The organism is Streptomyces sp. NPDC050732 (assembly GCF_040654255.1).
Taxonomy (GTDB): domain Bacteria; phylum Actinomycetota; class Actinomycetes; order Streptomycetales; family Streptomycetaceae; genus Streptomyces.
This window is the reverse complement of sequence record NZ_JBFAHP010000011.1, coordinates 22,682-41,314: the sequence shown is the minus strand read 5'-3', so window position 1 is coordinate 41,314 and position 18,633 is coordinate 22,682. Positions and strand designations below refer to the sequence as shown.

The window sequence follows — 18,633 nt, the reverse complement described above, 5'->3', positions numbered from 1 at the left end:
CGGTCAGGGCAGACCGGTCACCCCTTCTCACCGCCGTCCGGCTCCCATCTGGGGGCGTCCGGCGCCTCGGCGACCTGGCGCAGGGTGCGGCCGCTGCGCACGGAGCGGGCGCGCCGCGGGTCGGGGGTGCCGCCGCCCTTGCCCGCGCCCTTCCCCTCACCTGTGCTCTTCCCCTCCCCTGTGCTCTTCCCCTCCCCTGTGGCCTTCCGCACGAGCAGCCAGGTCGGTTTGGCGGAGCCGCCGCTCCGCTCCTCGCGGCCGTGGAACCGGGTGAGCGCGTACTGTCCGCGCAGCTTCTCGCCGTGCAGCTCGAACGTGGCGTGGCCGTTCTCCAGGGCCTGGCCGAACGGCACGGGCCGCTTCTTCTTGTCGTGGCTCATCGGCCGGTAGGTGCCCCGGTCCCAGACGATGACGGTCCCGCCGCCGTACTCGCCCTCGGGGATCACGCCCTCGAAGTCCCGGTACGCCATGGGGTGGTCCTCGGTGGGGAGGGCGAGCCTCTTGTCGTGCGGGTCGGTGGAGGGCCCCTTGGGGACGGACCAGGACTTGAGCACGCCGTCGACCTCCAGTCGGAAGTCGAAGTGCATGGTGCTCGCGTCGTGGATCTGCACGACGAAGACCGGTTCGTCGCCGGGGGCCGGTGCGGCCGCGTCCTGCCGTCGCGTCGCCTGCTCGCCGCTCGGCTCGCGCGTCCTGTCGAAGTGCCGCTTCCCGCGATAGGTCCGCAGCTTGTCCTCCTCGGTCACAGAGGCCCCTTTCCGTCGGGTCGCTGATCCGTCCGGGCCGCCGGGTACCCCGTGATCGCCACCGGGACGCACTGGCGCACGCCGGGCGCTCGCCCTACCTCCGACGGTACGGGAGAGCACGGCGGTCGGCACGGCACCGGCTGGGGCACCCGCCGCCGATGCGGGGCGCATAGCCCGATCGAATATGGCGGGATGTCGTCCGTGCCTGCCGAATCCGGTTCCGTTTGCGCCTCGACGCGCCTGCCCCGGTGGGACCATCCTGCTGTGACCGCGGCGGGACACTGCGTGACAACTGGGCAGCTCGGGGCGGGAGTTGGCTGGAGTTGGCGGGAGTTTTCCGGAGTCCGTGGTCCGCCGCACAGGGGGACGGGAACGAGGGGGCGTCATGACGGGTGAAGAATGGTGGCTGCCGATCGCCGTGTGCGTGGGGGTCGCGTGGCTGGCACTCCTGGTCCGCTTCTGGAATCAGGGCCGGCTCCTGGGGAGCAGGACGTCCGGGTGGTGCGCCTTGGTCTTCGCCGTGTGGACGGCAGGAGTGGCGGGGCTGGCGAGCTCACTGCTCATGCCGCACGCCTCGCGCGTACCGCCGGTACTGGTCGGCGCGGTCGCCGCCTGGGCGCTGGTCTCCCTGGTCGGCCGGGAGGAGGAGAGGCAGCTGCAGTCCGTTCCCCTGCTGAAGCTGTTCACCTTGTACGGTTCCGTCCTGCTGGAGCGGCTGTCCGAGCAGGTGCGGTACGACGAATCGCAGTGGTGCCGGAACCTGGCCCAGGGCTTCTGCAACGGCCTGGAGCTGCAACGCTTCAACAACGGCGTCCACTACGTCCTGGAGCTCCGGGTGGACGTGCCGGGCCGGCCGGCCGCGCGTCGCACCCAGCTGCAGCAGGACATCACCGAACTCCACCGGGAGGCGCAGGCCGCCGTGGACAAATGGCTGAAGCAGGAACGGGCGCTGGAGAAGCACGTCGGGGACCTGGACGAGCACGCCGTGGCGGCGGCCGAGGGCAGGTACCGCGACGCCCGCGCCCAGGCCGAGCAGCGTTGCTGCTTCTTGCTGGCCATCGCCTACAAGTCGGGGCGGCGCTCGACCGACCGCCAGATCCTCGAAGTCAAGCAGGGCATCGCGCATGACGGCCTGGACCACACAGGCATATCCGACGTCATGCCGGGCCGGGTCCCGGGGCCACGGAGCACGCACCACCAGCCCTGAGAGCCTGTGTCATAACGGGCGCGCCGGCTCGCGGCTACGACTGCGCGGGGGCGTACGGGCGGATCGGCCCGCCCTCCACCCTGGCCTGCGGAATCGCCTGCTCCGCCTGGGGCGGCGCACCGAAGCAGACCTCGACGTCCACCTCCAGGGATGCGGCTATGGTCGCCAGCGAACGCAGTGTGAGGTTCTCGTCGCCCGAGAGGATCTGGCTGACGCGGCCGGCGGATACACCCATGCGGTCGGCCAGCTGCGTGCGGCTGATCTCCCGCTCGGCCAGCAGGCCCGATATGGATGCCGTCACCTGGCGGGCGAGCCGCCTTCCGGCTAACGCCTCCGAGTGCCTCCTGTCGGTGTCCGCACTCCAGCCCATAACTACCCCCAGTGATCGCGGCATCACTCAAACGCCTATGGAGAGCATCCCACGTTTAGCCAGACCTAAAAGGCCTTCGCCGACAAAGATTTGACGGCCCGTCAGCCCCGGGCGATCGAGCCTTGCGTGACCAGCGACAACACCACGACCGTCGATATCCGGCCATTTACGCGAGGGAATTACCCATCGGGACGACGCACATCGGGGGTGCACCCACACCACATACGCCGCTCAGGACACAGTCCTAAGCGCTCGCGACCGAGGGGGGTTCCCCCTCCGTACGCCGTTAAACGTCCGCGTTGATTCGTTGGCAATCGTTTATTGATTGACGTCGATCACCCTGTGTCCGTCGCTATTCGGGGGAAGACAGGAAAACGTCAGTTGTCGGATACACGTATATCGGTGGCCGTGCACGCCACCGACCCCCTCAGCCGCGCCGGAGTCATCAGCCATCTCCGGCACCAGCCCACCGTCGAACTGGTGGACCGTGCCGGGGACGGCACGCAGACGCCCCCGCACGGACCGGCGACCCCGCCCGCCCCGGCGACCGCACCCGCCCCGGAACGCGTCGCCGTCATGCTCGTGGACCGGCTCGACGACCTGGCCGGCAGCGAACTGCGCCGGCTGACCAGGTCCACCGAGCAGCGCGTCGTCCTGATCGCCAGCGAACTGCGCGAGCCGGAACTGCTCGCCGTCGTCGAGTACGGCGTACGGGCCATCCTGTGGCGGCACCAGGCGACCCCGCAGAAGCTGCTGCGCGCCGTGCACAGCGCGGCGCGCGGCGAGGGCGAGCTGCCGCCCGACCTCATCAACCGGCTCATGACGCAGCTGGGCCGCCTCCGGCTCTCGGCGCTCGACGGGTCGCCGTCCGCCGCCACCCTCGTACCGACGCTGGGCATGGCACCCCGCGAGGTGGACGTGGTGCGGCTGATCGCGGAGGGCCTGGACACCAAGCAGATCTCCGAGAAGCTCGCCTACTCCGAACGCACCGTCAAGAACGTCCTGCACGCGCTCATGACGCGCCTGCAGCTGCAGAACCGCGCGCATGCCGTCGCGTACGCGCTGCGGGAGGGATACATCTAATGCGGCGTCCGAGCCCGAACCACTCCCCCGTTGCTGCCCGGGGAGTCCGACCGTGATCCACGAAGTCGACGAGGCGCTGCGCGCGCTGCTGCGCGGCGCGCTTCCCGAGGGGACCGGCGAGGTCGTCTTCGAGGCGCCGACCCGCGACTGGGCCGCGCGGCGCAACGCCCCCACCCTCAACTCGTACCTGTACGACATCCGCGAGGACGTCGCCCGGCGCGAACGCGGCGCGTACGCCGAACGCGGGCCGGACGGCACCGTGCTGCGCAGGCGGCAGCCGCCGCGCTGGTTCCGCCTCTCCTACCTGCTCACCGCCTGGACCAACCGGCCGGAGGACGAGCACCGGCTGCTCTCCGCGGCCCTCGGCACCCTGCTCGCGCACGAGCTGCTGCCGCCCGACGCCCTGCCGGCCGCACTCGCCGCGCTGCGGGCCCCGCTGCCGCTGACCGTCGCGGTGCCGCCCACCGAGTCCCGGTCCATCGCGGACGTGTGGTCGGCGCTCGGCGGTGAACTCAAGCCGTCCCTGGACGTCGTGATCACCGTGCCGTTCCCGGTGTCGCCGACGTACCCCGTGGCGCCGCCGGTCACCGAGGGCGCGGTCGTGGGCGTCCGCGGCATCGACGGCGAGCCCGGCGACTCGCGGCCCCGGATGCTGCGGAAACAGCGGGACACCGCGGACGACGGGGCAGGTGCGCGATGAGCTCCCGCGACGCAACGGACGCGACAGACAGGACTGAGGCGCCGCACGACGCGATACCGGCGCGGCTGGAGGCGCTGCGCGGACGCGTGGCCGAACTCGTCGCGCGGCGCGGCGCGGACGACCCGACGGCGGCCGATCCGCTGCGCGGGCTGTACGTGACACCGGAGACCGCCCACCGGCTGGCCACGGCACCCCCACCGGAGCCCGCCCCCGCCCCGACGGACGACGGTCCCGAACCGGCCGGCTCTCTGGGCGAGTTGGCGCGATCCTTCGGCCTCGGCGCGCTCGACCGGCACATCCTGCTCGCCGCCCTCGCCCCCGACGTGGACCGCCGCTTCGAGCCGCTGTACGGCTACCTCAACGACGACGTCGGACGCCGCAGGGCCACGGTCGCGCTCGCCCTCGACCTCGCGGGCACCGGACCGCACGACCCGCTCGCCCGCGCCCGCTTCCACCCCCTCGCTCCGCTGCGCGCCGGCGGCCTGATCGCCGTGGAGGACGAGGACCGGCCCCTGCCGGGGCGGGCCCTGCGCGTACCGGAGCGCGTGGTGTCGCACCTGCTCGGCGACAACGCGCTCGACCCCGAACTCATCTACCGTGGCGTCGAGTTGCTGCCGGACGGTGCGACGGCTCCGGGTCAGCCCCTCGCCGGCCGGATCGCCGCCCTCGCCGCCGAGCGGCCGCTCGCCGTCCATCTGCGCGAGCGCAGGGAGGGCACCGCCGCCGGGCCCGTGGCCGACGCGCTGCGGGCAGCCGGTCTGCCCGTGCTGCTCCACAGGCCCCCGCACCGGGCGGGGGACGACACCGCCGCGGTGGCCGTCGCGCTCGTCCGCGAGGCACGGCTGCGGCGGGCCGCGCTCGTCGTGGGCCCGCTGCCGCCCGAACCCAGCGCCCTCGTACGGGCGTTGGCGACGGGCGACGTGCCGGTGGTGTTCTTCGGGAGCGAGCCGTACGACCCCGGCTGGGCGCCGGACGCCGGACTGCTCGCGCTCGACGCGCCGCAGGACGGCATCGACACGACCCTCACCTGGCACACCGAACTGGCCCTGCACACCCCCGCGTACGAGCCGGACTTCGACCTCGGCGAGGCCGTCGCGCCGTACCGGCTGAGCGAGCCGCAGATCCGCCGCGCGGCACGGGACGCCACCGGCCTCGCCGCGTTCGACGGCACCCCGCCGACCGCCGCACACCTGCAGCACAGCGCCCGGCTGCAGTCCGCGCCGCTGCTCGACAAGCACGCCAGGCGGATCCGGCCCGAGGTCCGCTTCGACGACCTGGTCCTGCCGGACGAACCCCTGTCCATGCTGCGGGAGCTGACGATGCGCGCCCGGCACCGCGACAAGGTGCTCGGTGAGTGGCGGCTGCGCACCGGCGGCGGGCGCGGGCGCGGCGTGGTCGCGCTGTTCGCCGGGGACTCCGGCACCGGCAAGACGCTGTCGGCCGAGGTGGTGGCCGGCGAACTCGGCCTGGACCTGTATGTGGTGGACCTGTCGGCGGTCGTCGACAAGTACATCGGCGAGACGGAGAAGAACCTGGAGCGGATCTTCGCCGAGGCGGACCGCACGGACGCGGTGCTGCTCTTCGACGAGGCCGACGCCGTCTTCGGCAAGCGCTCGGAGGTCAAGAGCTCGCACGACCGGTACGCGAACCTGGAGAGCGCGTACCTGCTGCAGCGCCTTGAGGCGTTCGACGGGATCGCCGTGCTGACCACGAACCTGCGGGCCAACATCGACGACGCGTTCACGCGCCGCCTCGACCTGGTGGTGGACTTCCCGTTCCCGGACGTCGAGCAGCGCCTCACGCTGTGGCGGAGCTGCCTGGCGGGCACTCCGTGCGCTCCGGACCTCGACGCCGAACTGGCCGTCTGCGCCAAGGAGTTCGAGCTGGCGGGCGGCGGCATCCGGTCGGCCGCCGTGACCGCCGCCTATCTGGCGGCGGGGCACGGCGGCCCGGTGTCGGGCGAGGACGTGCGGGCGGGGGCGCGGCGCGAGTACCGCAAGATGGGCCGCCTTGAGCCGGGGACGACGCTGCCCTGGCAGTAGGCGCGCCCCGGTCGGCCGGGGCGCGCTACTCCGGCCAGTCGGAGATCGTCCAGCCCATGCTCTTGCGGTCGTCGCACTTCCACGTGACCGCGCTCGTGTCGTTCTGCATGTCGACGAGGCACTCGCCGGAGCCGACGGCGACGATCCGCGTCAGCCCGTCGCCGCGCCTCTCCAGCTTCCACTTCTGGTTGTCGGGCAGCCGCCCGGTCTTGATGTTCTCCGGCGGCGCGTGGAAGATCTGCGCGATGTTCGTGTTCACCTTCTGGTCCAGGACGGTGCCGGGGGCGCTGGCCGGCTCCAGGGCGTAGGTGTCGGACTCCGGGTAGTGGTGCAGGATCCAGTTCTGGTTCTCGCCGAACTCGTCCGTGAGGGAGGGGTTCTGGCCGACGTAGGTGCCGTCGGCCTGTTCGCCCTTCTTGACCTCCAGGTACCAGCCGCTGCCCTCGCTGCTGCGGATGGTGTGCGTCTTGGGGCCCTTGGGCTCGTCGTCCTTCTTCTCGCCGCCGCCCGGCTTCGGCTTCGGAGCGTCGCCCTTGTCCTCCGGCGGCGGCGCGGGCTCCTCCTTCTCCTTCTCCTCGGGGTCGCTCGGCTTCGGGCTCGGCGCCTTCTTCATGCCGTCGGTCTGCGGGAGTTCCTGCTGCTTCCCCGGCTTCTCCCTGGCCTGGGTGGCCATGCTCGGCTTGTGCTGGAACCAGAGCACGGCGAAGGCGAGGCCCAGCGCGAACAGCACCGAGAACACCGCCATCGCCCAGCGCGGGATCACCGACGGCTGCACGTACGTGCCGCGCAGCTCCACCGGCTCGGGCACCCCGGCCCGCAGCACGGAGACGGTGAACGGATGCTTGGTGGTGCCGCCCACCCAGCTCACCGCGCCGGGCTTGAGCCGCAGCTCCGCGAAGCCGGCGCGGCCGGGGGCGACCTGCACGGAGCCCGGCTCGGCCTCGACCTCCAGCGCGTCGCCGTTCTCACGGCCGGAGAAGGAGGCCGTCAGCTGCTGGTTGCCGAGGTTGTCGACGGCCACCGACGCCTTGGCGCCCAGCCGGCCGCTCACCACCAACGGCAGGAGTTCCGTGCGCAGTTCGGCGAACGGGGTGACGGTGACCTGCCCCTCGGCCACGTCCGCCGCGTGGGCGGCCTCGCGGGGCTGCACCCGGACACCGAACGGCGTCGGGCCCGCCTGCGCGTCCGGGGTCCTCGGCGGTGCGAGCTCCACCTCTGCGGTGGCCTCCGCTCCCGGGTACAGGCGCAGTACGTCGGGTTGTACGCGGGCCCATCCCGCGGCGGCGCCTACCACCTGGAGGCGGTACTCCTCGACGGTGTCGCCGGTGTTGCGCACGCGCAGCCGTACGCTCGTGGTGGAGCCGGGTTCCACGGTGGTCGCGGAGGGTTCGAGTGCGGTCCACATGTGGCTCAACGCCCCTTCACGCCGGGGTTCTTGACGCTGCCGCCGACCATGGCCTGCAGGGTCCTGCTGTCCGCGACGCCGGTCGCCGGGAGGCCGACGGACGCCTGGTACTCCTTGATGTGGGCGGCCGTGCCGCTGTTGTACCTGGCCGTGACGGGCGCGCGGCGGCCGTTCTCGAAGTAGGCGACGCCGTGCTCGGCGTAGGCCCGGTCGCGGTCCAGGTCCCCGTCGCTGATGCCGGCCTGGGAGGCCCACCAGAACGCCGCCTGGACCTGCACGACCTCCCAGCCGTCCGCTCCGGAGCGGACGTGGTCGGGGCGGACGCCCTGCGCCCACAGCGAGGTGAGGGTGGCCCGGCCGAGCTCGCCCGGCTCGTCCGTCTCGAAGATCTGCGCGGTGTTCTTGCCGGAGGTCTGGCCGGAGCGGACCACCGCTTGCTGGTAACAGATCAACTTGTCCTCGGTCTTGGCGTCGATGACGCCGGGGGTGTAGGAGCCGGTGAGTGTGCACGGGTTCTTCGAGCCGAGGGCCGCGAGGCGGTGCTGGGCGTACTCGACGACCACGTCGGACTTGTAGCCGCGCTGCCACGGTGGGCCGCTGCGGGCGGCTCCGCGGTCCGTCACCGGCTTCTCGCCGCCGCCACGGTCCTTGCTGCCGCCACCTTCGTCACCGCCACCACCGCCGCCGGACGAGCCGCCGCCTCCGGACCCGGCGCCGGAGCCCGGGCCCGAGCCGCCGCTGCCGCCGCTTCCGCCGCCCGCACCGCCCACGTCACCGGCGCGCGCCTTCCCCTTCGGAGGCGGCGGGGCGTCCGCGAGCTTGTCCTTCTCACCGCCCTGCGGGACCGCGTCGGGGGCGGCGGCCGCCTGGTTCTCGCGCGCCGACCCGGCGAACTTGGGGGCGTACGAGAACCAGACCACCATGAAGGCGATGCCGAGGGCCGCGACCACGCCGCCGAGTGCGAGGAGCCAGCGGGGCAGGACCGGGCGCTGGTCGAAGCTGCCCGGCAGCTCGTGGGCCTGCTCGTCGCCGGAGCGGCGCACGGCGACGGTGAGCGGGTGCGCCTGCGCGGACCCCGTCCACAGCACCTGCTGCGGGCGTACGGTGAAGCGGGCGAACGCGGCGCGGCCCGGGGCCACTTGGATCGCCGTGGGCGTGACGTCGAAGGCCAGCCGGCCCGCGTCGTCGCGGACGGTGAGCGACGCGGTCAGCGGGGTGTTGCCGAGGTTGTCCACGGCGACCGAGGCCCGGCCGCGGAAGCGTCCGACGACGGTGGGCGGCAGGAGCTCGGCCCGTATCTCCGAGAAGGGCGTGACGGTGACCTGGCCCTCGACGACGTCGCGTGCCTCGGGGTGCTCGCGGGGCTCGACGCGGATGCCGAAGGGCGTGGGCCCGGCGTTCGTGTCGGATGAGCGGGGCGGCGCGAAGGACACTTCGGCCGTGCCCTCGCTGCCCGGGTAGAGCCGCAGCGCATCGGGTTCGACGCGGGCCCAGCCGGCGGGCGCGCCGACGATCCCCAGCCGGAACTCCTCGACCGTGTCTCCCGTATTGCGTACGCGAAGCCGTACGGTCGATCGGCCACCGGGGTCCACGGTCACCGCGGCCGGGTCAAGGGAGTTCCACCACGTCATACGGGCACGGTAGAGGGCACCCCGCCCGGTCGCCTTGTACGAAAGGGCGACGCCGAGGGCAGTGCCCCCTGCCCGAGCGACCGCCCCGGGAACACGTCAGCAGAAGGCCGAGAGCACGGACTTCGGGATCGCGGGACGCTGCCGGCGGGAGAGCAGGGCGGCGATCTCCGTGGCCTCCGCGGCGCCGCGGCGCTCCATGACGCGGTGGGCGATCCGGAGCGCGGCCCTCGCCCGGTCGGGGTCACCGAGGGCGAGGAGGGCCCGGCCGCGCGCGGCCATCGCGAGGGCGTGGCAGAACGCGTCGCCCAGCTCGCCCTCGACGGCCAGCGCCGCGTCGGCGCAGCGCAGCGCCTCGCCGGGCCGGTTCTCGTCGAGTTCGCAGTAGGCGAGGCGGGCCCAGCAGAGGGCCTCCCAGCGCGGGTCGCGGGTGCGGCCGTGCAGGCGCTGGGCCTCACGCAGCCGTTCCGCCGCCGCGGCCGCCCGGCCGTCCGTGAGCAGCGCACAGCCCGCCTGGTAGAGGACGTGCGCGAGCGTGGACGTACTGCCCGACCGCCGTGCCTGGCGCACCGATTCGACGAGCGCGGTGTCGGCCGCCGCGCGCCGGCCCAGGCTGACGTACGCCCGCGCCATGTGGGACAGGATGCGGACCCGGTCGTCGTGCCCGCCGAGCGCGCCGAACCTCGCGTACGCCAGCCGCAGTTGCTCCAGCGCCTCCTCGTACCGGCCCGTGCCCATCAGAACGATCCCCAGCTCGTGGCCGCCCTCGGCGCCGACCAGCAGATCACCGGTGACCGCGCCGAGGCGCAGCGCTTCCCGCAACGCCCGCTCGGCACGGCCGAAGGTCTCCGTGCCGTAGTGCGGCGCGCCGAGGAGCCGCAGCGCCCGAGCGGCGGACCGGTCGTCACCGTGCCTGCGCGCGATCCGCAGCGCCAACTCGGCGAGCGGCTCCAGATCCCGGTGACGCGCGGTACCGACCACGAGGTGGGACCAGGCGGTGAGCAGGTCGACGGTGGGGCGGAGGCCGGGAGGCCCACCGGGCACCGCGCCTGCCGGATGGCCGTCGGCATTCGGCGCCGGGACGTGCCGGGGGGCAGGTACTTGGCCGGCGTCGGGGTGGTGGCCGGCGTCGGGGTGGTGGCCGACGTGGGGCGCGTGGTCTGCGCCGGGCTGATGGCCCGCGTTGCCCGCGTGCACCGCGTCAGGTCGACGACCCGCATCGACCGCGTAACCCGCGGCAGGCGCGTCGTCCGCGTCCGCGTTCGGGTGGGGCGTCGCGGGCTCCGGGACGTGGCGCAGGGACTCCTCTGCGGCGGCGCACAGGCGGGAGTGGGCGACGACCAGCCAGTCGCGGGCGGCGGCCTCGTCGGGCAGGTTCTTGCCCGGGGAGGCGGGGCTGTGCAGCAGCCGTGGCAGCACGCTGTGCGGTTTCGTGCGGCGGATCGCGGTGATGACGGTGGCCACGACGTAGTCGAGGAAGCGGAGACGGGCGGCGGCGCGCTCCCGCGCGCTCTCGCGCAGCTCGCACTGCTGGCGCGCGAAGAGCCGCACCAGGTCGTGGAAGCGGTACCGGTCCTCGCCGTGCAGCTCCATGAGTCCGGCGTCGACGAGGCGCTCCACCGCCGCCTCCGCCTCCTCGTCGCTCACGTCGAGGAGCGCCCCCGCGGCACCGCGGCAGAAGGACGGCATGTAGCAGAGGGAGACCATGCGGAAGGCGCGGGCGAGCTCCGGTTCCAGGGCTTCGTAGCCGAGCCGGAAGGTGGCCTCCACACCCATGTCGTCCACCCGCAGCTCGTCCAGCCTGCGGCGTTCGTCACGCAGTCGCGCCGTGAGGTCGGCCACGGGACGGCCCGGCCTCGCGGCGAGCCGGGCGGCGGCGATGCGGACGGCGAGCGGCAGACCGCCGCAGATCGCGACGAGTTCGCGCGCGGCCTCCGGTTCGGCGGCCACCCGCCGGCCGCCGGCCGTCGCGGAGAGCAGGCCGAGCGCCTGCGGCTCGTCCATCGTCTCGACGTCGACGAGGCGCGCGCCGGGCAGGGTGATGGTCCGCCAGCGGCTGGTCACAAGGACCGCGCAGCCCGGCGTGCCGGGCAGCAGCGGCCGCACCTGGGCGGTGTCGCGCGCGTTGTCGAGGAGTACGAGAACGCGGCGCCCGGCGAGGAGCGAGCGGTAGAGGGCGGTCTGCTGGTCGAGTCCGTCGGGCACGGCGCTCTCGGGGATGCCGAGCGCGCGCAGGAATCCGGTGAGCGCGCTGCCGCTGTCGACGCCGGGCGCCGGGTCGGCGCCGCGCAGGTCCACGTACAGCTGCCCGTCGGGGAACTCCTCGCGTAAGGCGTGCGCGACGTGCACCGCGAGCGCGGTCTTGCCGACGCCGCCGAGGCCGGTGAGCGTGGCCACGGCCATCGTGCTGCCGGAGCTGGCGGTGCGCAGCGTCTCGGTGAGCAGCCGCGCCTCGGCCTCACGCCCCGCGAAGTCGGTGACGTCGGGGAGGAGTTGGGCGGGGATGAGGGGGGTGGGGGTGGGGGCGAGGGCGCGGGCCGGGGTCGGGGAGGCCCCGTTCAGGGGGAGGGGGCGGGTCGTGCGGTGGGCGCGGTCCGTGCGGGCTGCCGGGGGTGGTGGCGGGGGCGGGGCCGTGCTTCCGTAACCCTGCGCGTGCGCGTGCCCGTGCGGCCCCCACGCTTCGGTCTGCCCCTGCCCCTGTCCCCGCCTCTGCGTCAGCCCCCGTGCCCGTGCCTCTCCCCCACGACCATCCGGCCGTACGGACATGCCCTGCCGCTGCTCCCCGACGCGCGGCGCCTGCGCGTACGGCGAGGACAGAGGCGACGGCGGGACCGGCCACGGGACGGCGGCCGTGGGCAGCGGTGTGCCCCTCAGCAGGCCCTCGTGCAGCGAGGTGAGCTCCTTGCCGGGGTCGACGCCGAGCTCGGTGGCGAGCGTGCGGCGCGTCGTCTCGTACACGGCGAGGGCGTCCGCGCGCCGCCCGCCGCGATGCAGGGCGAGCATCAGCAGGGCCTGGGCGCGCTCGCGCAGCGGGTGTTCGGCGGCGAAGACACTGAGGGGGGCGGTCGTCTCGCTGTGGCAGCCCAGTTCGAGCGCGCAGGCGAAGAACTCCTCCTGCGCGGTGACGGACAGTTCGGTGAGCCGGTCCCGCTGGCGGCGGGCGTACGGGCCGGGCAGCCCGGCCAGCGGGGCACCGTCGGAGAGCGCGAGCGCCGCGGTCAACTCCGCGTAGGCCTCGGCGTGTTCCCCGGCGGCGCGCATCGCGCGCGCCGCGGCCACCCGGTCCTCAAGCTCGGACGCGTCGACGGCGCCGGGCGGCAGCCGCAGGGCGTACCCGTCGCCGGCCGACACCAGGATCCTGGCCGGTTCGCGGGCGCGCCGGTCGGGTTCGAGGAGGGAGCGGAGCCGCGAGACGTACGTGCGCAGCGTGCCGACCGCACGCGGCGGAGGCTCCTCGTCCCACAACGCGTCCACCAGCTCGGACGCGGACGCCGGATGCCCGCCGCGCAGCAGCAGGGCCGCCAGGGTCGCGCGCTGCTGCGGCGGGCCGAGCACGAGGGACTGCCCGGCACGCCAGGCCCGCACCGGCCCGAGGACCTGGAACCACAGCGCCCCGCCCGGATCGTCCGGGCCGGCTCTCCGTTCGCCGTCCCGGCCCGGCCGGCCGCCCGCGTCGCCCCGCATCGTCAGCCCCGCACCCCTTGCCCCGTGACGCACCCGGAAGTGCCCGTTCGCACCGGCCACGCATGACCGCACGCACCAAACGTTACGTCAGCCGCGTGGGCCGCCCGACACGCGCGAGGCACTCGCGCCACCTTGTTGACCTGGTATTGACGCTGTGGACGCCTGGAGCGGGGCATATGCGCCAACGACCACCGACATTCGGCCGGGGGCGGCGGGAGCCCCGGTCCGCGCGCCCCGCGGGGTGACCGGACGGGCAACCCGGCCCGTCCCGCCGCCCCCGCACCGCAGGCCGGCGCGAACGCGCAGGTCCGTGGCTGCCGTCCGACGGCTGAACGGGCAGCGGCATCTGCCCTCACTGACGTCCGTCCGTCTCTACGCACCGGCCCGCGCGTGGGACATCGTCGACACGGTACGAATCCGTGCCGGCTGTGCGCCGGTCCCGCACCTTCCCGAACCTTGGAGCACAGCAGCATGCCCAACTACCTGTCCCCCGGCGTCTACATCGAGGAAGTCGCCAGCGGTTCACGCCCCATCGAAGGGGTCGGCACGTCCGTTGCGGCCTTCGTCGGCCTGGCACCGCGGGGACCGCTCAACGAGCCCACGCTGGTGACCAACTGGTCGCAGTACGTGGCCGCGTTCGGCGAGTTCACGGACGGGTACTACCTGGCGCACTCCGTGTACGGGTTCTTCAACAACGGCGGTTCCGCCGCGTACGTCGTGCGGGTCGGCGGGTCCGACGCCGCCGACCCGCAGCAGCGGTCCGCGGCGTCCGCGCAGGCCCAGGCGCCCAAGGCGATCACCGCGGGCGAGCCCGTGGCGCTCGGCAACTTCTCGGTCTCCGCGATCGCCGCGGGCACCGCGAACGGCGGGGCCCTGACCGTCGAGGTGCAGGACGGCGAGGGCGAGGGCGCCGCCGACCGCTTCAAGCTGATCGTCAAGGACGGCGACAAGGTCGTCGAGAGCTTCGACGTCAGCGCGAAGAAGACCGCGCGGAACTACGTCGTCACCCAGGTCAAGCAGCGCTCCAAGACCATCGCCCTGGAGGAGGCCGCGGCGGGCGGCCAGCTCGCCAAGCCCGACGCGCAGACCGTGACCCTCGCGCCGCCCGCCCCCGCCACGCCCGCCGTGCCCGCGTCCAACGGTGCCGTCGACCGCGTCGAGACCGCCCAGTTCATCGGCGACTCCGCGGACCGCACCGGCTTCGGCGGCCTGGAGGCCCTGGACGAGGTCAACATGGTGGCGGTGCCCGACCTGATGGCCGCCTACCAGCAGGGCCTGATCGACGAGGAGCAGGTCAAGGCGGTCCAGCTCGGCCTCATCGCGCACTGCGAGCTGATGGGCGACCGGATGGCGATCATCGACCCGCCGCCGTCGCTCAACGCCCGCCAGGTCCGCCAGTGGCGGCAGGAGCTGGCCGGTTACGACTCGCGCTACGCCGCGCTCTACTACCCCTGGATCAAGTCCTTCGACCCGGCGTCCGGCCAGTCGGTGGTCGTGCCGCCGTCCGGCCACATGGCCGGCATCTGGGCGCGCAACGACGCCGAGCGCGGTGTGCACAAGGCGCCCGCCAACGAGATCGTGCGCGGCGCCGTGGACCTGGAGCTGCAGATCACCCGCGGCGAGCAGGACCTGCTCAACCCGGTCGGCGTGAACTGCATCCGCGCGTTCCCCGGCCGCGGCATCCGCGTGTGGGGCGCGCGCACGATGGCGTCGGACCCGGCCTGGCGCTACCTGAACGTGCGCCGCTACTTCAACTACCTCGAAGAGTCGATCCTCATCGGCACCCAGTGGGTCGTCTTCGAGCCGAACGACCACGCCCTGTGGGCGCGCATCCGCCGCAACGTCTCGGCGTTCCTCGTCAACGAGTGGCGCTCCGGCGCGCTGTTCGGCTCGCGCCCCGAGGACGCGTTCTACGTCAAGTGTGACGAGGAGACCAACCCCGCCGAGTCGGTCGACCTCGGCCGGGTCGTCTGCGAGATCGGCATCGCGCCGGTCAAGCCCGCCGAGTTCGTGGTGTTCCGGCTCGCGCAGTTCTCCGGCGGGGGCGGCGAACTGGAGGAGTAGTCCGCGTGCGCGTACGCGCCCCTCAGGGTCCCCCGAGAACCATCACAACAGGAGTGAAACCCCTTGTCTCTGCAGCCCGGTGACGCCCTCACCACACACAATTTCGGCCTCCAGATCGACGGCGTCATGGTCGAGTACCTCCAGGAGGTCAGCGGCCTCTCCATGGAGCAGGACGTCATCGAGTACCAGCAGGTGTCGGCCGACGGCAAGCCCGTCGTGAAGAAGATGCCCGGCGTGAAGAAGGCCGGTGAGTGCACGGTCACGCGCGGCATGACGCAGAGCCCCGTCTTCAGCGAGTGGATCAACAAGTCCATCGCGGGCGACATGGGTTCGGCGCGCAAGAACGCCACGATCATGATGATGGACTACCAGAACAACCCGGTGAAGCGGTACAACCTGCGCAACGCCTGGTGCAGCAAGGTGGAGACCAGCGGGGTCAAGGCGGGCGACGCCGCCGCGCTGACCGAGCAGGTCACCATCGTCTTCGAAGAGCTGGTCATCGAGTAATGCGGCGCGAAGGCCCGGCGGGGGTGAACGCGGGGGCGGACGTACGTGAACCGCTGCGCACGGAGTTCGAGTTCGAGCTGCCGCGCGGCTTCGTGGACGAGTCGGGCACCGTACACCGCAACGGCGCGATGCGGCTCGCGACGGCGCGCGACGAACTGGTGCCGCTGCGGGACGTCCGCGTGCGCGAGAACCCCGCCTACCTGTCCGTGGTGCTGCTCGGCCGGGTCATCACCCGGCTCGGCACGCTCGGCTCCGTCCACGACGGCACGGTGGAGAACATGTTCGCCTCCGACCTGGCCTTCCTCCAGGACTTCTACCGGCAGATCAACGCGGAGGGCCACACCCGCGCGGCCGTGGCCTGCCCGCACTGCTCGGAGTCCTTCGAGGTGGAGCTGGCCGGGAGCCGCCTGGGGGAATCGTGACGTACGCGGCCGACCGCATCGAGGAGGAAGTCGCGTACCTCGCCTACCACTTCCACTGGGGCATGGACGACATCCTCGACCTCGAACACGCGGACCGGCGCGCGTACGTGGCGCGGACCGGAAAGCTGGTGGAACAGGCGGAGGCCGCCAGGCAGTGACGGTGCGGGGGCGGTGGGCGGTGAGGTGATTCGGTGGCCGGTGAGTCGAGGTAAGTGATGGGCTTGTTCAGGTGGCGGCGGGGGGCGCGGGGCCACGCGGTGGCGTCGGGCGCGGGCGTTTCGGGTGCGGACGTTTCGGGTTCGGGTGACGCGGCGGCCGGTGCGGGTGCTGGTGCGGTTGCCGACCCGGGTGCTGGTGCTCGTGCCGGTGACGGTGGCTGGGCTGCCCTTCCGCCGGTCCAGCGTGTGCTCGGGGCGCCGCGTACGGTCGCGGAGCAGGGCTTCGGCGCGATGCTCGCCACGCACCAGAACCCGTCCTTCGGAGGCGAGTTGGGCCACGCCGTGCGGGCCTCGGCCCCCGGGGGCCTGCTGCGCGACGTCCTCACACCGGTCGCCGGCCGCCCCGGCGACCTCGACCTGCCGTCGCTGCGGCTGCCGGTGCGGGGCCTGCCGGAGGCGGAGCGCCCTTACGAGCCGGGTGAGCCCGGTGAGCCGGGTGAGCCGGGTGCACCCGCTCCCGCCGGTCGTACCGTCCAGCGGGCGGGTACGCGTGCGCCGACGGATGTCCCGTCGCGCGCCGCGAAGGACGCGGTGCGGGGCGACGGCCGTACGGCAGCCGGGAAGCGTACCGCCGGGGCGGAGTCCCCCGGCGCCGAGGCCCACCGCCCGGTCCAGCGTCGCGCTACCACGTCGCCGAGCGGCGAGCACGCAACGCCGAGCACGAGCCGTACGACACCGCCCGCCTCCCCCGGCACCGATTCGGACCGTCCCGTCCAGCGCCGGGCCGCCACCCCGGCGAACCCCAAGTCCGAAGCGCGTCACACCGACGGTACGACCACGCCTGCACCCGGAGCACAGCCTTCCCGTACCAGGCCACCCGGCACCGTCCAGCGCCGGACCGCCACCCCGGCGCCCCCTGAGACGGCGGCATCGCGCGACAGCGGCACGGCTACGCCCCTGCGGGGACAGGCCACACCGCACGCCGGCGACGCACACACGTCTGTACCCGAAGCGCGGCCCTCCCGGACCGCCTCTCCCGGCACCGACCGGGACCGTCCCGTCCAGCGCCGCGCCACCACCCCGGCGAGCTCCAAGGCGGAAGCGCCACGCGACAGGAGGACGACCACACCTGGTCCGGCAGCAGCCACCCCCGCTCCAGGGCCGCAACCTCCCCGGACCACGCCCCCCGGCACCGACAGCCCCGTCCAGCGCCGGTCAGCCACCCCCGCGAGCCCCAGGACGGCAACACCGCACACCAGCAGCACGTACACGCCTGCCGCAGCACAACCCGCCTCCTCCCCCGCCCAACGCCGGTCAGCCACCCCGGCGACCCCCAAGGCCGAAGCACCACGCGACAGCGGTACGACCACACCTGATCCCGGAGCGGTTACTCCAGCTCCCGGAGCACAGGGCCCCAAGACGCCGGTACCGCACGCCGACAACGCGCGCACCCCTGCACCCGAAGCACGGGCCTCCCGGTCCGCCTCCTCCCCCGGAGCCGACACGGGCCGCCCCGTGCAACGCCGGGCCGCCACCCCCGCGAGCCCCCAGGCCGAAGCAGCACGCACCAGCGGTACGACCGTGCCCGCACCCGGGGCGGCAACTCCTGCCTCTGCCCCCGGAACACAGGCTCCCCGCACCACCACGTCGCCGAGCCGTGAGCCCGAAACGCCGCGCGCCGGCCGTACCAACACGCCTGCGCCGGCAACAGCGACCCCCAGCGCCACCAACTCCAACACCACACCCCAGCGCCCCACCGACGCACCCGCGACCAAGCCCCTCCTCGGGGACGCGGGCCTGCCCGTCCAGCGCCAGGCCGCGACCCCGACGGGCCCCGCGCACGAGGCGACGCCCGGCAGCCGCACGGACCTGCCCACCGGTGCGCCCCCGCGCGGAGCAGTGCCGCCCGCCCCCGGAGCGCAGGCTCACGACCCCGCCGCGGGGCGCCCCGTCCAGCGACAGGCTTCAAGCCCCCGCACGCAGACACCCCCGGCCTCCAACCCGACCCCCACCGCAGCGCCCGCCGCCGCACCTGCCCAGCAGCCGAGGCGCGACGCACACAGCGACGGGAACGGAAGCAGCCGCGGGGCTGCCGTGCCGAGCGTCGGCGTGCCCTCGCCCGGCACACCACCGGCGGCAGCCGCACCCACCTCGGACCGCCCCACAGCCGCGCAGCGAACCGCCACCACCACGACCACCTCCGGCACCGCCCCGCTGACCAGCGCCCGGGCCATTCCCGCGCCGGGCGCGAGCGGCACCCCGAGCCCGCGTCCCGTGCCCGTGGTGCAGCGGTCGCGGACACCGCGTTCCCCGCTCGTGTCCGCCGCGCCCGCCGTCGTGCCGCAGCGGCAGATCTTCCCGGTCGGAACCCGTCGTACGACCGCGCCCGTGGACGCTCTGTCCGCCGACGGCAAGTCCCCCGCGCCTTCAAGCCCTCCCCCGCCGGACGCCGCCACCCCCGTCCGGCCCTCCGACGTCCCCGGGCCGGTGCCCCCCACCGGCCCGGGGGCCCACGCCGCGTCCGCGGCCACGGACCCCGTCGCTGTGCGGGCGAATTCCCCCGTTCAGCCCGTACAGCGACGGCCTCTTGTACGCCGGGTCCGGCGTGCGCAGGAAG

At 73.8% G+C, this 18,633-nt stretch carries 14 protein-coding genes; 8 read left to right on the top strand and 6 right to left on the bottom strand.

The genetic code is table 11. The features are described 5' to 3' along the window. Positions 1-17: 17 nt before the first annotated feature. Positions 18-746: a DNA polymerase ligase N-terminal domain-containing protein gene (locus tag AB0H82_RS12305; protein WP_362991621.1), complete on the bottom strand. Its 729-nt coding sequence runs from the start codon at positions 744-746 to the stop codon at positions 18-20. A 385-nt stretch (positions 747-1,131) separates the two neighbouring features. On the opposite strand from AB0H82_RS12305, the gene AB0H82_RS12300 reads away from it, so the two are divergent. Next, the gene (locus AB0H82_RS12300) at positions 1,132-1,953 is read left to right on the top strand and encodes a hypothetical protein (RefSeq protein WP_362991619.1); all 822 of its coding nucleotides are present in this window, start codon (positions 1,132-1,134) and stop codon (positions 1,951-1,953) included. Positions 1,954-1,987: 34 nt separating this feature from the next. Here AB0H82_RS12300 and AB0H82_RS12295 read toward each other — a convergent pair whose 3' ends face one another. Beyond that, the gene (locus AB0H82_RS12295; RefSeq protein ID WP_362991617.1) at positions 1,988-2,254 is read right to left on the bottom strand and encodes a helix-turn-helix transcriptional regulator; all 267 of its coding nucleotides are present in this window, start codon (positions 2,252-2,254) and stop codon (positions 1,988-1,990) included. A 450-nt stretch (positions 2,255-2,704) separates the two neighbouring features. Here AB0H82_RS12295 and AB0H82_RS12290 point away from each other — a divergent pair, with 450 nt between their 5' ends. Genes AB0H82_RS12290 through AB0H82_RS12280 form a run of 3 tightly spaced genes read left to right on the top strand, consistent with a single transcriptional unit; the run spans position 2,705 to position 6,148 of the window. After that, positions 2,705-3,406, top strand: coding sequence for a response regulator transcription factor (locus AB0H82_RS12290; protein ID WP_362991615.1), 702 nt, complete (start codon positions 2,705-2,707; stop codon positions 3,404-3,406). A gap of 52 nt (positions 3,407-3,458) precedes the next feature. Then, the gene (locus AB0H82_RS12285) at positions 3,459-4,106 is read left to right on the top strand and encodes a DUF4255 domain-containing protein (protein WP_362991613.1); all 648 of its coding nucleotides are present in this window, start codon (positions 3,459-3,461) and stop codon (positions 4,104-4,106) included. After that, entirely contained in the window at positions 4,103-6,148 is a 2,046-nt protein-coding gene (locus AB0H82_RS12280; protein WP_362991611.1) for an ATP-binding protein, read from the top strand. The genes AB0H82_RS12285 and AB0H82_RS12280 overlap by 4 nt, the downstream gene beginning before the upstream one ends. 25 nt (positions 6,149-6,173) lie before the next feature. On the opposite strand, the gene AB0H82_RS12275 is transcribed toward AB0H82_RS12280, so the two are convergent. From AB0H82_RS12275 to AB0H82_RS12265, 3 genes are all read right to left on the bottom strand, one after another. Beyond that, positions 6,174-7,553: an RICIN domain-containing protein gene (locus AB0H82_RS12275; RefSeq protein ID WP_362991609.1), complete on the bottom strand. Its 1,380-nt coding sequence runs from the start codon at positions 7,551-7,553 to the stop codon at positions 6,174-6,176. A 5-nt stretch (positions 7,554-7,558) separates the two neighbouring features. Then, positions 7,559-9,184 carry a peptidoglycan-binding domain-containing protein gene (locus AB0H82_RS12270; protein ID WP_362991607.1) on the bottom strand — a complete coding sequence of 542 codons (1,626 nt, stop codon included), beginning with the start codon at positions 9,182-9,184 and terminating at the stop codon, positions 7,559-7,561. 96 nt (positions 9,185-9,280) lie between these two features. Then, positions 9,281-12,865, bottom strand: a complete 3,585-nt coding sequence (locus AB0H82_RS12265; protein WP_362991605.1) for a BTAD domain-containing putative transcriptional regulator — start codon at positions 12,863-12,865, stop codon at positions 9,281-9,283. 471 nt (positions 12,866-13,336) lie between these two features. Here AB0H82_RS12265 and AB0H82_RS12260 point away from each other — a divergent pair, with 471 nt between their 5' ends. The 4 genes from AB0H82_RS12260 (at position 13,337) to AB0H82_RS12245 (ending at position 16,016) form a co-directional block, all read left to right on the top strand. Continuing rightward, positions 13,337-14,929, top strand: a complete 1,593-nt coding sequence (locus AB0H82_RS12260) for a phage tail sheath subtilisin-like domain-containing protein (RefSeq protein ID WP_362991603.1) — start codon at positions 13,337-13,339, stop codon at positions 14,927-14,929. A 63-nt stretch (positions 14,930-14,992) separates the two neighbouring features. Then, positions 14,993-15,436 carry a phage tail protein gene (locus AB0H82_RS12255; RefSeq protein WP_125515614.1) on the top strand — a complete coding sequence of 148 codons (444 nt, stop codon included), beginning with the start codon at positions 14,993-14,995 and terminating at the stop codon, positions 15,434-15,436. Next, entirely contained in the window at positions 15,436-15,858 is a 423-nt protein-coding gene (locus AB0H82_RS12250) for a hypothetical protein (protein WP_362991601.1), read from the top strand. The genes AB0H82_RS12255 and AB0H82_RS12250 overlap by 1 nt, the downstream gene beginning before the upstream one ends. Next, positions 15,855-16,016 carry a DUF6760 family protein gene (locus tag AB0H82_RS12245; RefSeq protein WP_362991599.1) on the top strand — a complete coding sequence of 54 codons (162 nt, stop codon included), beginning with the start codon at positions 15,855-15,857 and terminating at the stop codon, positions 16,014-16,016. Before AB0H82_RS12250 ends, AB0H82_RS12245 begins: the two co-directional genes overlap by 4 nt. A 1,925-nt stretch (positions 16,017-17,941) precedes the next feature. On the opposite strand, the gene AB0H82_RS12240 is transcribed toward AB0H82_RS12245, so the two are convergent. Continuing rightward, positions 17,942-18,430: a hypothetical protein gene (locus tag AB0H82_RS12240; protein WP_362991598.1), complete on the bottom strand. Its 489-nt coding sequence runs from the start codon at positions 18,428-18,430 to the stop codon at positions 17,942-17,944. Positions 18,431-18,633 lie beyond the last annotated feature (203 nt).